The sequence below is a fragment of the Rhodanobacter sp. C05 genome (genome assembly GCF_002001165.1).
In the GTDB taxonomy this organism is placed as follows: domain Bacteria; phylum Pseudomonadota; class Gammaproteobacteria; order Xanthomonadales; family Rhodanobacteraceae; genus Rhodanobacter.
In genome coordinates this window covers 183,353-194,966 of the sequence record NZ_MUNQ01000009.1, presented here as the reverse complement: position 1 = coordinate 194,966, position 11,614 = coordinate 183,353, and the positions used below count along the sequence as shown (strand labels likewise).

17 protein-coding genes are annotated in these 11,614 nt (G+C 65.0%); 12 read left to right on the top strand and 5 right to left on the bottom strand.

The window, feature by feature from the left end; translation table 11 throughout:
- The 3 genes from lptE to nadD are packed head-to-tail and all read left to right on the top strand — an operon-like array spanning window position 1 to window position 2,188.
- Window positions 1-549, top strand: coding sequence for an LPS assembly lipoprotein LptE (gene lptE, locus B0E51_RS08965; protein ID WP_077444548.1), 549 nt, complete (start codon window positions 1-3; stop codon window positions 547-549).
- Complete coding sequence (holA, locus tag B0E51_RS08960; protein ID WP_077444547.1) at window positions 549-1,559, top strand: DNA polymerase III subunit delta; 1,011 nt, start codon at window positions 549-551, stop codon at window positions 1,557-1,559. Before lptE ends, holA begins: the two co-directional genes overlap by 1 nt.
- Window positions 1,556-2,188 carry a nicotinate-nucleotide adenylyltransferase gene (gene nadD, locus B0E51_RS08955; protein WP_077444546.1) on the top strand — a complete coding sequence of 211 codons (633 nt, stop codon included), beginning with the start codon at window positions 1,556-1,558 and terminating at the stop codon, window positions 2,186-2,188. The genes holA and nadD overlap by 4 nt, the downstream gene beginning before the upstream one ends.
- Before the next feature lie 7 nt (window positions 2,189-2,195).
- Here nadD and B0E51_RS08950 read toward each other — a convergent pair whose 3' ends face one another.
- From B0E51_RS08950 to B0E51_RS08940, 3 genes are all read right to left on the bottom strand, one after another.
- Window positions 2,196-4,073 (bottom strand): 3'-5' exonuclease, encoded by a 1,878-nt coding sequence (locus B0E51_RS08950; protein ID WP_217333095.1) that lies wholly within the window; start codon window positions 4,071-4,073, stop codon window positions 2,196-2,198.
- Between the two features lie 111 nt (window positions 4,074-4,184).
- Complete coding sequence (locus B0E51_RS08945; protein WP_077444544.1) at window positions 4,185-5,129, bottom strand: oxygenase MpaB family protein; 945 nt, start codon at window positions 5,127-5,129, stop codon at window positions 4,185-4,187.
- 47 nt (window positions 5,130-5,176) lie between these two features.
- Window positions 5,177-5,602: an OsmC family protein gene (locus tag B0E51_RS08940; protein ID WP_077444543.1), complete on the bottom strand. Its 426-nt coding sequence runs from the start codon at window positions 5,600-5,602 to the stop codon at window positions 5,177-5,179.
- Window positions 5,603-5,753: 151 nt separating this feature from the next.
- On the opposite strand from B0E51_RS08940, the gene B0E51_RS08935 reads away from it, so the two are divergent.
- The gene (locus tag B0E51_RS08935; RefSeq protein WP_077444542.1) at window positions 5,754-6,029 is read left to right on the top strand and encodes a GNAT family N-acetyltransferase; all 276 of its coding nucleotides are present in this window, start codon (window positions 5,754-5,756) and stop codon (window positions 6,027-6,029) included.
- A 62-nt stretch (window positions 6,030-6,091) separates the two neighbouring features.
- Here B0E51_RS08935 and B0E51_RS19740 read toward each other — a convergent pair whose 3' ends face one another.
- The gene (locus B0E51_RS19740) at window positions 6,092-6,241 is read right to left on the bottom strand and encodes a hypothetical protein (RefSeq protein ID WP_254424474.1); all 150 of its coding nucleotides are present in this window, start codon (window positions 6,239-6,241) and stop codon (window positions 6,092-6,094) included.
- Window positions 6,242-6,262: 21 nt separating this feature from the next.
- Here B0E51_RS19740 and B0E51_RS08930 point away from each other — a divergent pair, with 21 nt between their 5' ends.
- From B0E51_RS08930 to B0E51_RS08900, 7 genes are all read left to right on the top strand, one after another.
- On the top strand, window positions 6,263-6,871 hold the full coding sequence (locus tag B0E51_RS08930; protein WP_254424473.1) for a DUF1345 domain-containing protein: 609 nt from the start codon (window positions 6,263-6,265) through the stop codon (window positions 6,869-6,871).
- 93 nt (window positions 6,872-6,964) lie between these two features.
- The gene (locus tag B0E51_RS08925; RefSeq protein WP_077444541.1) at window positions 6,965-7,258 is read left to right on the top strand and encodes a pentapeptide MXKDX repeat protein; all 294 of its coding nucleotides are present in this window, start codon (window positions 6,965-6,967) and stop codon (window positions 7,256-7,258) included.
- A gap of 123 nt (window positions 7,259-7,381) precedes the next feature.
- Window positions 7,382-8,464, top strand: coding sequence for a nitronate monooxygenase (locus B0E51_RS08920; protein ID WP_077444540.1), 1,083 nt, complete (start codon window positions 7,382-7,384; stop codon window positions 8,462-8,464).
- Window positions 8,465-8,549: 85 nt separating this feature from the next.
- The gene (gene rsfS / locus B0E51_RS08915) at window positions 8,550-8,936 is read left to right on the top strand and encodes a ribosome silencing factor (protein WP_077444539.1); all 387 of its coding nucleotides are present in this window, start codon (window positions 8,550-8,552) and stop codon (window positions 8,934-8,936) included.
- 14 nt (window positions 8,937-8,950) lie between these two features.
- Window positions 8,951-9,421, top strand: a complete 471-nt coding sequence (rlmH, locus tag B0E51_RS08910) for a 23S rRNA (pseudouridine(1915)-N(3))-methyltransferase RlmH (protein WP_077444538.1) — start codon at window positions 8,951-8,953, stop codon at window positions 9,419-9,421.
- Window positions 9,422-9,452: 31 nt separating this feature from the next.
- A complete protein-coding gene (locus B0E51_RS08905; protein ID WP_077444537.1) occupies window positions 9,453-9,902 on the top strand; it encodes a GNAT family N-acetyltransferase in 450 nt (149 codons plus the stop codon).
- Between the two features lie 42 nt (window positions 9,903-9,944).
- On the top strand, window positions 9,945-10,517 hold the full coding sequence (locus tag B0E51_RS08900) for a Maf family protein (protein ID WP_077444536.1): 573 nt from the start codon (window positions 9,945-9,947) through the stop codon (window positions 10,515-10,517).
- A gap of 3 nt (window positions 10,518-10,520) precedes the next feature.
- On the opposite strand, the gene B0E51_RS08895 is transcribed toward B0E51_RS08900, so the two are convergent.
- Window positions 10,521-11,363, bottom strand: coding sequence for a CPBP family intramembrane glutamic endopeptidase (locus tag B0E51_RS08895; RefSeq protein ID WP_077444535.1), 843 nt, complete (start codon window positions 11,361-11,363; stop codon window positions 10,521-10,523).
- Here B0E51_RS08895 and B0E51_RS08890 point away from each other — a divergent pair.
- Window positions 11,353-11,601: a hypothetical protein gene (locus tag B0E51_RS08890; protein ID WP_143525859.1), complete on the top strand. Its 249-nt coding sequence runs from the start codon at window positions 11,353-11,355 to the stop codon at window positions 11,599-11,601. The two genes, B0E51_RS08895 and B0E51_RS08890, sit on opposite strands and share 11 nt — an antisense overlap.
- Window positions 11,602-11,614 lie beyond the last annotated feature (13 nt).

Sequence of the window (11,614 nt, the reverse complement as noted above, 5' to 3'; positions counted from 1 at the left end):
ATGAGCTTCATGAAAGCGCGCCGCCTGTTCCAAGCTTCGCTGCTGCTGATCCCGGCACTTGCCCTGGCCGCCTGCGGTTTCCATCTGCGCGAGAACGCAACGTTGCCGCCGTCGCTGCAGCGTATCCATCTCAATGTCAGCGGTGGTGGCGAGTTCCCGCGCATGCTTTCGCGCGCGCTGGAGCTCTCCGGTGTCACCGTCGAGGACAATGGCGGCACAGGTATCGCCGAGCTGCGCGTGCCGACGGCCACGTTCGGCACCGACTCGTTGACGAACGGCGGTTACGTGCGCATCACCGAATATTCGGTGCACTATCAGGTGGACTTCGACCTGACCGACCCGGATGGCCATCTGCTGATCCCGTTGCAGCACATCACCATGTCGCGCGAGTACAGCTACGACGCCACCAACACGGTCGGCAACGCTTCACAGGTGGAGCAGATCCAGCACAGCCTCAACCAGGACATGGTGCAGGCGATCCTGTTCCGCCTGCAGGCTGCCAACAAACACGGGCTGGCTGTGCCGGCGAGCGCAGCCAGCACGCACTGATGCCGCTCAATTCCGGTCAGTGGCAGAAGGCGCTGGCGGCTGACCGCCTGGCGCCGGTGTACCTGCTCGCTGGCGAGGAGCTGCTCGTGCTGGAAGCCGCCGATGCGTTGCGCGCGCAGGCGAAGAAACTGGGCTACAGCGAACGCGACGTGATTGACGTCACCCAGCATTTCGACTGGGACGACCTGGCGCGTTCCGCCGCCGGCATGTCGCTGTTCGCCACCCGTCGCCTGATCGACCTGCGCCTGCCCACCGGCCGCCCGGGTATCGAAGGGGCGAAGGCGATCAACGCGTTCTGCGCTGACCCGCCACCGGATGTCACTCTGCTGATCACCGCAATGGAGTGGAGCAGCAAGCACGACGGCGCGTGGAGCAAGAAGCTCGATGCCAGCGGCACGATGGTGGTATTCAACGCGCCGCGACCGAACGAGTGGGGTGCGTGGATTGGTGCGCGACTTGCCTCGCGCGGCCTGTCCGCCACGGCCGATGCCACGGCGCTGCTGGCCGAGCGGGTCGAGGGCAACCTGCTTGCCGCCGCGCAGGAGATCGACAAGCTCGCCGTTCTGCATGGTGAGGGCCGCATCGACGCCACCGAGATGGAAAAACTGGTTGCCGACAGCGCCCGCTACGACGTGTTCAAACTCACCGATGCCGCCTTCGTCGGCGACGGTGCACGCGCATTGCGCATCCTTGCCGGGTTGCGCTCCGAAGGCGACGAACTGCTGGCCCTGATGGGCTGGCTGGTCAATCAGCTGCAACTGGCCTTGCGTCTTGCCAACGCGCACGACCTTGCCGCCCAGTTCCGCGCCGAGCACCTGTGGCAGGCACGCGAAACCCTGTTTCGCCAGGCGTTGCGCCGCGCGCCGCGCGAGCACTGGCTGCAATGCCTCGCGCGTGCCTCGCGCATCGACCGCATGGTCAAGGGCCGTGAAGCCGGCAATCCGTGGCAGGAAGCCGAACGACTGATCGCCGCGATCGCTGAATCGCGTGCGGCGCGGGCACTGGTGTGAAACCGCTGGCGATCTTCGGTGGCACGTTCGATCCGGTGCATCTGGGCCATCTCAGCGTGGCCTGGGAGGCTGCCGAACTGCTTGACGCCGAAGTGCGTCTGTTACCGGCCAGCGTGCCGCCGCACCGGCCGCCGCCGGCCGCTTCCGCCACACAGCGCGTTGCGATGCTGCGCGCGGCATTGCATGGGCAATCGCGACTGACCCTGGATACCCGCGAACTGGAGCGCAATGGCCCGTCGTACACCATCGACACCTTGCATGAGTTGCGTGCCGAACAAGGCGACCGGCCGCTGGTATTGCTCATCGGCGCCGATGCGTTTGCCGGCTTGCCCAGCTGGCATCGCTGGCGTGAGCTTTTCACCGTGGCACATATCGGTGTGCTGAGCCGGCCGGATGTCGGTGCCGTACTGTCCGAAGATCTGCAACATGAAACCGCCGGCCGCTGGGTGGGCGAGGTTTCCACCTTGCGCAAGCTGCCTGCCGGCAGGCTGATCGAACTGGCAGTTACACCGCTGGTGATTTCCGCCACGCGCATCCGCGAACTGCTCGCGGCCGGGCGTGATCCGCGTTACCTGTTGCCGGCAGGGCTGTTCGACGACACGGAATTGCTCGCACCCTACAGGCGCTGAACACGAGTCATGTTTGACGGTGTCTGTTCAACTGGCCCTGCACTTCGTTGATCGAATCGCGGATGCGCTTGCTGAAGACCGAATCGTCATGGTGGATCAGCAGCAGGTGTTCGGTAGCGCGGGTCATCGCGACGTAGAGCAGGCGCGCTTCATCGGCCTCGCTCTGGCCTTCCTTGGGCAACGAGCCGAGGCCGGGGATGATCACGAACGGAAACTCCAGGCCCTTGCTGGAATGCATGGTGACCAGCTTGATGCTGTCCTCGACCACGAACAGGGTCTGCTTGCCGGTGCTGTCGGCGAGCCGGCTGGGAAGGCCGATGCGCTGCAGTGCCTCGTGCAGCTTCTCGCCCTCCCACTGGTTGCGGAACAGCACCGCCATGTCGGAATACGGCCGCCCGCTGGCGTGCTCGTCGCGCAGGCGCGCGATCAACACGTCGAGCTGTGCACCGGCAGTGTCGGTGCGCACCAGCTCGGGCACGGCACCCCGCCGGCCGGCGCTTTCCGGTGCGATCAGGGGCACGCCGTCATCATCGTCGCTGCGCGATTCGAGCAGGTCGTGGGCGAAGGCACGTGCGACCGAGAGAATCTCCAGCGTGTTGCGGTAGTTGAGCTTGAGGATGGTGGTACGGCCCTGTGCCTGCACGCCCAGGCTCTTCCAGCTGATCTTGCGCCGATCGGCGTTGCCGTAGATATTCTGTGCGTCGTCGTACAGTACCAGCAGGGAGTTGGTGACCGGGTCGATCATCTGCACGATCAACCTGTACCAGTCCGGTTCGAAGTCGTGGCCTTCGTCGATCAGCACGGCACCATACTGAAAGCGCGGAATCTGGCCGCGATCGACCCCGGCGATCACCGCCGGCGGCAACGCATCGGCAAACGCCTTGCCGTTGCCCGTTGGCAACGGTGCGTGATACGCCACCAGCATCTTGCGGCACCACTTGTGGAAGTTGTAGACCTGCACCTTCTCGCTGAGGCCGCGCTCGCCGATCAGCTGTTCGAGCCGTGCGGCAAGCGTCTTGTTGTAGCAGAGCACCAGAATCGGCCTGGACATCTCACGTGCGAGCTGCATCGCGCGGAAGCCCAGGATCATCGTCTTGCCGGAGCCGGCGACGCCGTGGATAACCCGATGCTCGCCGCCGAGCGAACGCGCCAGCTGTTCCTGCTGCGAGTCCATCACCTTGACCAGGTCGGGAATCTCCAGCGGACGCACCGCCGCGTCGGTCGGGCCGAACAGGCCGAACTGGCCGCTGCCGGGTTCGACCCGCAGCTCGGGGAACAGATGCCAGCGCACGCGATCGATCTGCGGCAGGGTCAGCGCCACCGGAAACACCTGCGGGAACATCGCCCACAGCCGCTCCTGGAATGCCTCGGCGTCGACCGTCTCGTACAGTTCGTCGCGGCAGATCACCAGATGTTCGGGCAACACTTCGCCCAGCGCACCCTCGTCGAATTGTTTGCGGGTGATGTTGGCCAGCACCACGCCCCAGGCCCACGGCATGATCAGCTTGCCGGCGTGGCGTGAATCCGCCGGGTGGCGCAGCGCCTGATCGCGCTCCAGCACCACGCCGATCTCAAGCGCATAGGCACGTGCCTGCAGCAGCGGGTTGGCTTCCTTCACCAGGCCGCGATCGGTCACCAGGGTGAACTGGGTGCTGTCGGCGTGGCGGATGGTGTCGGCCTTCCAGTCCTTCACCTCCAGCACCAGCAGGCCGCGGCGCGGATGGAACACCACGAAATCCGGATGGCGCTGTTTCAGCCCGACGGGCACGTCGTACCACAGCAGGTAGTCGTCCTCGAGCTTCTGTTCCAGCCGTTCGGAAACGCGTTTCTCGCCACCGGTCATCCGTGGCAGGCAGCTGTTGCGGGTCGGAATGAGTGTTGCCACAGGCGCCCCTGACTGACGTGTCCGGTCGACGTTAGCCGATAGGGCGGAGCTGTCAATGCCAACGGGAATGCGGCGGTTCCCCGGCGTGCCGGGGTATGCCATGCAACGGATCTATACCCATTGCTGCAATTGCTCTGCCGGCATATCCATGCGCCGGCAGGCGCGACCGGCGATGCCGTCCTTGAGGGCGGCGCGAAAGACCGGCGCGACGGTCCACAGCGCGTGGGCCGCCAGTCGTGCCTGGCGCTGCTGCCATGGTGTGCGGCCGAGCAGTTCAGTCGCCCACTCCGGCAGCAGGGCGCCGCCGGCGTGCAGGAAGAGATCGCGCGACAGTCCCGCCGCCGGCACCGGCAGACGCACCTGCGCCAGCAGTTCGAGTACCACGCGCGAGCGTTCGGTATAGGCCAGTTCCGGCTGGATGCGTTGGAAGTAGTCGTTGACGGCCTGTTCCGAGGCGGGCACCGCGCGGGCGCCCAGCGCTTCGGCAATCCGCCGCACCTCGCCGTAATAGCGATCGGCCGCATCCACCGGAAGGGTGGTATGGCTGTAGCGGCGATAGCCCTGCAGGAAGCTGTACGCCTCGGTGACATGTACCCAGGTCAGCAGCGCGGGATCGTCCGCGGCATACGGACGTCCATCTTCAGCATGGCCGGTGATGTGCGTGTGGATCTGTCGCACATGTTCGATCAGCGCCTCGGTCTGCGCACGCGGTGCGTAGGTGGTGCCACCGACAAACGCCGTGGTGCGACGCAAACGTCCGAGCAGGTCGCCGCGGAAATTGGAGTGATCCCACACGCCGGCCAGCGCCAGCGGATGCAGCGTCTGCAAGGTCAGTGCTGCCAGGCCACCGGCCAGCATGCCGGGGAAATCCGAGTGCACGCGCCAGGTCGCGCTGTCCGGCCCGAACAGGCCCGGGTCGCCGTGCGGATGGTCGTAATCGATGCTGCCGGTCTGGACGCGCGGGAAGGCGCTGAGTACCCAATGCCGGATCGCGGCACGCAGCGGGCGGATCGGTTCGCGGGCGATGCGGGTGAGGAAATTCGGCGGCGAGGGCATGCGGCAAGTCTAACGTGGCGCCATGCCGATGCCGCCGACAGGGGGTTTCAGGTATCCAGCGTCGCATCCAGCGTGATGGTGGCCTTGAGCACCTTGGAGACGGGGCAGCCTTCCTTGGTCGCCTGCGCGATCTTCGCGAACGTGGCTGCATCCGTGCCCGGCACCTTGGCCTTGCAGGTGAGGTGCACGGCCGTGATCGAAAAGCCGTCGCCATCCTTGTCCAGCGTCACCACCGCCTTGGTATCGATGCTGTCGGCGGTGAGTCCGGCGTTGCCGAGCCCGAGCGAGAGCGCCATCGAATAGCAGCCGGCATGGGCGGCGGCGATCAATTCCTCCGGATTGGTGCCGGGGCCATCCTCGAAGCGGGACTTGAAGCCGTACGGCGCCTCACGCAGCACGCCGGTTTCGGTCGAGATGCTGCCTTGGCCATCCTTGATGCCGCCGGACCAGTGGGCGGATGCGGATTTCTTCATGGGATTCTCCTGTGGGGCGGTGGTGGGCAAGCAGTCAGTGTGGCTGCTGGTTCATGCAGATCGCGCGAAGGGATCGGTGGTTCGGCTTCATCCCCGATTAGCGCCATCAGGCCGTATGCTTGGCGCTTGTCACATCCGGGTTGGAGGTCGCATGTCGTTTGCCATTCATCACGATCGCGCTGCGCATCGCTTCGAAACGCAGGTGGACGGCGTGCATTGCGAACTCGACTACACCCTGGTGGCCGGCGTGTTGACGATCACCCACACCGGAGTACCCGACGAAGTGGGCGGGCGTGGCATTGCCTCGGCGCTGGTGCAGGCAACCATGGATGCGGCGCGTGCCGAGGGCTGGAAGGTGGTGCCGGCCTGTTCGTATGCCTCGGCATGGATCACGCGGCATCCGGAGTATCGGGATTTGTGCCGGTGAATCTCCCGCTATCATCACCGCGTTGCCGGCCGTTGTGCCGGACTTTCTGGAGGTTGCGTGCTTCATTGTGATGATCCATCCATGGCCACCATGACGGTGTTGCCGATCGCTGCATCGACGTGGTGGTCGACATGAACAACGCGTCGCCACCCGATGATGCAAACGTAGCCGCGCAGCCCCAGTCCAGGAAACGCCGCTGGCGGCCATTTCATTTCATCAAAGTCCGGCCGCGAATGATCGTGTCATTGACGATCTTCATCATCACCAGCGCGTTGCTGGTGGCAGGCGGATTGCGGCCAACCATCGCGGTATTGCTGGGGTTTGACCTGGGTGCCCTGGTGTTTTTGTCCATTCTGGCGCGGATGTTCAACCAGGCTTCGCCGGCGAGTATGCGCACCCAGGCGCAGGCGCAGGACACCGGGCGCTGGGGCATCCTGTGGAGTGGCGTGGTGCTGTCGACCGTGGTGCTGGTGGCGCTGAGCAATGAGCTGCATGCAGCCAAGGCGGGTGGTGCGCTGGCGATAGCGGTCGGTGCGCTCAGCGTGGTGCTGAGCTGGCTGTTCCTCAACACCATGTTCGCGATCCACTATGCGCATGGCTTCTACGGCGATTTCGGCGACAAGCATTCCGGGCTGGATTTCCCCGACACGGAGGAGCCGGATTACTGGGATTTCGCTTATTTCGCGATCGTGATCGGCATGACGTTCCAGGTCTCCGACGTGCAGATCACCAGCCGCTACCTGCGTCGCGTGGCCTTGCTGCACAGCGTGATCGCGTTCTTCTTCAACGTGTTCATCATTGCGATCACGGTGAATATCGTGGCCGGGCTGGGTGGTGGCTAGGCCGGCACGATGTAACTGTCGGCAGACGGGCAGCGAATGAATCGGCGGGGACGGCATCAGCGTCCTCTTCCCTTTCTTTCAAGGACCACTCCGATGAACGCACGCGTTGCCCTTATTCTCGCTACTGCCATGACCTGCGGCCTGGCTACCACGACCGTGTTTGCCCAGGACGCGATGCCTGCCAGTGCCGGTACGGCGATGTCGCACGACGCCATGCAGAAGGCACCCATGAAATCCGATGCGATGAAATCCGGCTCGATGAAGATGGATACATCGAAGTCGAACATGATGCACAAGGACGCCATGAAGCCCGATGCGATGAAGCAGGACGCGATGAAGAAAGACTCGATGAAGAAGGACGACGGTGCGATGAGCTCCGGCGGCTGAGAAGTCCCGTGGCCGCTGGCGGAGGCGTCGCTACGGCGGCGCCCCGCCAGACGGCAGTGCTTCACTTCTTCCGTACGTGGCGACAGCGGATACTTGGCATCCATCCGTTGCAGGCCATCACGCATGAACTCGCCCTTCGCCAGTCGCCTTGGCATCGAGCATCCGCTGATTCAGGCGCCGATGTCCGGCTCGACGCCACCAGCCCTGGTGGCGGCCGTATCGAATGCAGGCTGCCTGGGTTCGCTGGGTGCCGGTTATCTGGAACCGCAGGCGATCCTTGAGCAGGCGGCACAGATACGCGCACTGGGCGCCCGGCCTTACGCGATTGGCCTGTTCGTGCTGCCGGATGAATTCGATGCCGACATGGCCGCAGTCGCGAAGGCACGCGAACAGCTCGATGCACTGATGGCGCAGGAAGGCCTCGATGCCCGCACCAGCCTGCCGGCACGCTGGGCACCGCGTTTCTCCGATCAGTTCGCCGCCCTGTGCGAGGCGCGCCCGGCGGTGGCGAGTTTTGCGTTCGGCGTGATCAGTCCGGCGCAGTTGCGCGAGCTGCGCCAGCGCGACATCTATGTGATCGGCACCGCCACCACGGTGGCCGAAGCTCGCGCCTGGGCCGAAGGCGGCGCGGATGCCGTCTGCGTGCAGGGTGCCGAGGCCGGCGGTCATCGCGGCACTTTCCTGCACGAGGCCGAGGACGCGATGATCGGCCTGTTTGCGCTGCTGCCGCTGACCGTGCGCGCGCTGGCGGCTTATGCACGGGATGTTCCGGTGATCGCCGCTGGCGGCATCATGGACGGCCGCGGCATGCTGGCGGCGGAAATCCTCGGTGCGGCGGCCAGCCAGCTGGGTACCGCTTTCCTTGCCTGCCCCGAATCTTCGGCGGCCGAGGCGTGGAAGCAGGATCTGTCTCGGGTCGAGGAACACCAGGTCACCACCATTCGGGGTTTCTCCGGGCGCGCCGCCCGGGGCCTGCGCAATCGCTTCGTCGAAGCCATGCCGGAAGCGGCGCAAGGGCTGCCGTATCCAGTGCTGAACGCGCTCACCGCGCCGTTGCGCCGGGCCGCCGCGGCCGCCGGGCGCGGTGATCTGCTGTCCGAATGGTGCGGGCAGGCCGCTGGCTTGGTGCGCCCGCAGCCGGCCGCCGAACTGGTGGCGCGCCTGATGCACGAATACCGGCTGGCCAAGCGGATGCCGGCGCCCTGAGCACAGCCAAAGCACCCTTGACGGCAGGCGGTTATACTGCGCCCGCGCCATTTTGCGCTGCGATCACGCATCGAGGCCCATCCTCTTGAGTACTGCCCGTACGAACAAGTCCGTCTCCACGGCCACCCTGCGCAAGTCGGTCATCGATGCGCTGGAAGAATTGAAAGCCAAGGACGTTCGCGAGATCGACGTCCGCGGCAAGACCTCCATCGCCGACCTGCTGGTCATCGCCTCCGGCACCTCCGCACGCCACGTCAAATCCATCGCCGACGAAGTCGCCAGGTTCGCCAAGAAGGCGGGCGTGATGCCGCTGGGCGTGGAAGGCGAGGTGGAAGGTGAATGGGTGCTGGTCGACCTGGGCGACGTGATCGTCCATGTGATGCTGCCGCGCATTCGCGAGTTCTATGGCCTCGAACGGTTGTGGACGGTGGGTGACCACGGGCACGAAGCCGACGCTGCGCAAGCGGGCTGAGCCAAGTCTGCGGCATGCGCGCACGCCTGATCGCCGTCGGCGAACGCATGCCTGGCTGGGTGGCCGAGGGCTTTGCCGAATACCGCAAGCGGCTCTCGCATGAGCTGCCGCTGGAACTGATCGAACTGAAACCCGGCATTCGCGGCAAAGGTCGCGATGATGCGCGAGCAATCCAGGACGAAGGTGCGGCGATACTTGCTGCACTCCCGCACGACATTCATGTGGTTGCGCTTGATGGGCGCGGCAAGACCTGGTCCAGCGAGGAGCTGGCAGGGCAACTGGCGCGCTGGCGCATGTCCGGACGTGATCTGGCGTTCCTGATTGGCGGGCCGGATGGCCACGCACCCGACGTGCTGGCGCGTGCCGACCAGCGCTGGTCACTCGGCCCGCTGACTCTGCCGCACATGCTGGTGCGGCTGGTATTGGCCGAGCAGCTGTATCGTGCTACCACGATCATGGCCGGACATCCTTATCATCGGGCCTGATCATTGTGCCGTCCCAGGGAACTCATCCGTCATGTCCTTTCAGATCCGGCAAGCCACGATACTCGACCTCGATATGCTGGCGCCGCTGTTCGATGGCTATCGCCAGTTCTATGGCCAGCCGGCTGATCTGGCACGGGCGCACGACTTTCTGGCGGAACGCTTCCGGCATCATGAGTCGCTGATCCTGCTGGCGCGCGACGAGCAGGGCGAAGGACTCGGCTTCACCCAGCTCTATCCACTGTTTTCCTCGGTGCGCACTGTGCGTACCTGGCTGCTCAACGATCTGTTTGTAGTGTCCTCGGCGCGGCGGCAGGGCGTGGCGGCAGCGCTGCTCACGGCTGCGGCTGACCACGCACGTGCGCTGGGTGCAGCCAGCCTGGCGCTGTCGACCGCGCTGGACAATGCGCCGGCACAGGCCTTGTACGAATCGCTCGGCTGGCAGCGCGACCGGCAGTTCTGCGAGTACGGTCTCACGCTTTGATCGCCGCTATGCTTGCCGTTGATTGCTGATCCGGTATCCCGAATGCTCTATCTCGCCTCGCAATCGCCGCGTCGTCGCCAGTTGCTGGAACAGATCGGTGTGGATTTCAGCACGCTCGATGTCGATGTGCCCGAGCAACGCATGCCCGGTGAGTCACCGCAGGACTATGTGAGCCGGGTGGCGCGCGACAAGGCGCGTGCCGGGCTTGTGCGCCTGGATCATGCCAGTGATGCAATCGTGCTCGGTGCCGATACCGAAGTGGTGCTGGACGATGAAGTGTTCGGCAAACCGCAGGATGCGGATGACGCTGCCGCGATGCTGCGAAGTCTGTCCGGACGCACGCATGCGGTGCTCTCGGTCGTGTGGCTGGTCAGTGCCATGCGTGAGCAATGCGCGGTGTGCGTGTCACAGGTGCGTTTTGCACGGCTGGATGAATCGGCGATCGCTGCCTACGTCGCCACCGGGGAACCGTTCGGCAAGGCTGGTGCCTATGCGATCCAGGGGCGCGGTGCGGCGCTGGTCGAGCATCTGCAGGGCAGCTATTCCGGCGTGATGGGATTGCCGGTGTTCGAGACCGCGCAGCTGCTGCGTGATTTCAACGCACCGGCGACGTAAGCCTCAACCGGACAGATGCGCCACCACAAACCACGCCACCACCGCCAGCAGGTTGTTGATGCCGTGAGCCAGCACGCCAGGCCAGATCGATCCCGAACGCAGGCGCAGCCATGCCAGCAGCAAGGCCAGCAACAGCAGATCGGGTAGCCCGAACCATTGCCATTGCAGGCCCGGCAGGTGCGCGAGCGCGAACATCAGCGAGCTGGCCACCACTGCCCAACCGGCCCCCCAGCGTTGCAGCAGGGTCGACAGCAGCACGCCGCGGAACAGCAACTCCTCCACCATAGGCCCCAGGCTCACCACGACCAGCACCAGCGGAATGCGCCATGCCAGCGGGGTGTTGGCGCCAAGTTGCTGGATGTCCTGGCTTACCGTCTGTCCGTGCGCGAGCAACTCGGTCAGTTGCGCCCCAAGCAGCGGTGCGGCCACGCCGATCGCGACGGCCAGCGCCATATACAGCAGCCGTGACGGCCTCACGAAACCGAATCCCGGTGGCTGTGCCAGCGACCAGAGATGTGGCCAGCGACGCTGGGCCAGCAGCAGGATCGATAACGCAGCCACGCTAAGCGTGAGCATTACCAGCAACGCCTGCATGCCGGGTTGTTCCAGCATGGCGTCGATGCCATTGCCGATCTGGGTCACACCCGGGGGCAGGTGAACAAAGCCCAGGGTCACTGCCAGGATCAACGCGAGCAAGGTGCTGCCGACGGCCTGCAGGATGAAATACAGCACGATCAATCCCAGCGCAGTCCACAGGCTTGGCGCACGCGTGGTGACAGACGACACGAGGGGTGCAGGCGGTATCGCAGGAGGCAACAGGGAAGTGTCGGTGTACATGGCATCCATGGTGAGGCTGATCCTGTGCGGGCGCAGAAAACCATTTGACCGGATGGCGCGCCCGATGTTCAGCGTCTCCAAGCTAGCTGCCTGCCAACGCTGCGCGCAATCGGCCGATCGGCATAGTGGTCGGGTGGTCCTTGCTTCCGGGTGGCAACTGGCGGCCCTGGCTGAAGGACACCGCTCAGTGGCGGTGCCGTATCACGTGCAGATGTTCAGCGTGATGGTGCCTGGCCTGGTTGGTTGAGCCTGAATGGCAG

Excerpts from the sequence above, each read along its gene's own strand:
- lptE (WP_077444548.1), top strand. The coding sequence starts at position 1 with ATGAGCTTCATGAAAGCGCGCCGCCTGTTCCAAGCTTCGCTGCTGCTG.
- holA (WP_077444547.1), top strand. The coding sequence starts at position 549 with ATGCCGCTCAATTCCGGTCAGTGGCAGAAGGCGCTGGCGGCTGACCGC.
- B0E51_RS08945 (WP_077444544.1), bottom strand. The coding sequence starts at position 5,129 with ATGCCCTCGCCGCCGAATTTCCTCACCCGCATCGCCCGCGAACCGATC.
- B0E51_RS08940 (WP_077444543.1), bottom strand. The coding sequence starts at position 5,602 with ATGAAGAAATCCGCATCCGCCCACTGGTCCGGCGGCATCAAGGATGGC.
- B0E51_RS08935 (WP_077444542.1), top strand. The coding sequence starts at position 5,754 with ATGTCGTTTGCCATTCATCACGATCGCGCTGCGCATCGCTTCGAAACG.
- B0E51_RS19740 (WP_254424474.1), bottom strand. The coding sequence starts at position 6,241 with ATGAAATGGCCGCCAGCGGCGTTTCCTGGACTGGGGCTGCGCGGCTAC.
- B0E51_RS08930 (WP_254424473.1), top strand. The coding sequence starts at position 6,263 with ATGATCGTGTCATTGACGATCTTCATCATCACCAGCGCGTTGCTGGTG.
- B0E51_RS08925 (WP_077444541.1), top strand. The coding sequence starts at position 6,965 with ATGAACGCACGCGTTGCCCTTATTCTCGCTACTGCCATGACCTGCGGC.
- B0E51_RS08920 (WP_077444540.1), top strand. The coding sequence starts at position 7,382 with ATGAACTCGCCCTTCGCCAGTCGCCTTGGCATCGAGCATCCGCTGATT.
- rlmH (WP_077444538.1), top strand. The coding sequence starts at position 8,951 with ATGCGCGCACGCCTGATCGCCGTCGGCGAACGCATGCCTGGCTGGGTG.
- B0E51_RS08905 (WP_077444537.1), top strand. The coding sequence starts at position 9,453 with ATGTCCTTTCAGATCCGGCAAGCCACGATACTCGACCTCGATATGCTG.
- B0E51_RS08900 (WP_077444536.1), top strand. The coding sequence starts at position 9,945 with ATGCTCTATCTCGCCTCGCAATCGCCGCGTCGTCGCCAGTTGCTGGAA.
- B0E51_RS08890 (WP_143525859.1), top strand. The coding sequence starts at position 11,353 with ATGGCATCCATGGTGAGGCTGATCCTGTGCGGGCGCAGAAAACCATTT.
- B0E51_RS08895 (WP_077444535.1), bottom strand. The coding sequence starts at position 11,363 with ATGGATGCCATGTACACCGACACTTCCCTGTTGCCTCCTGCGATACCG.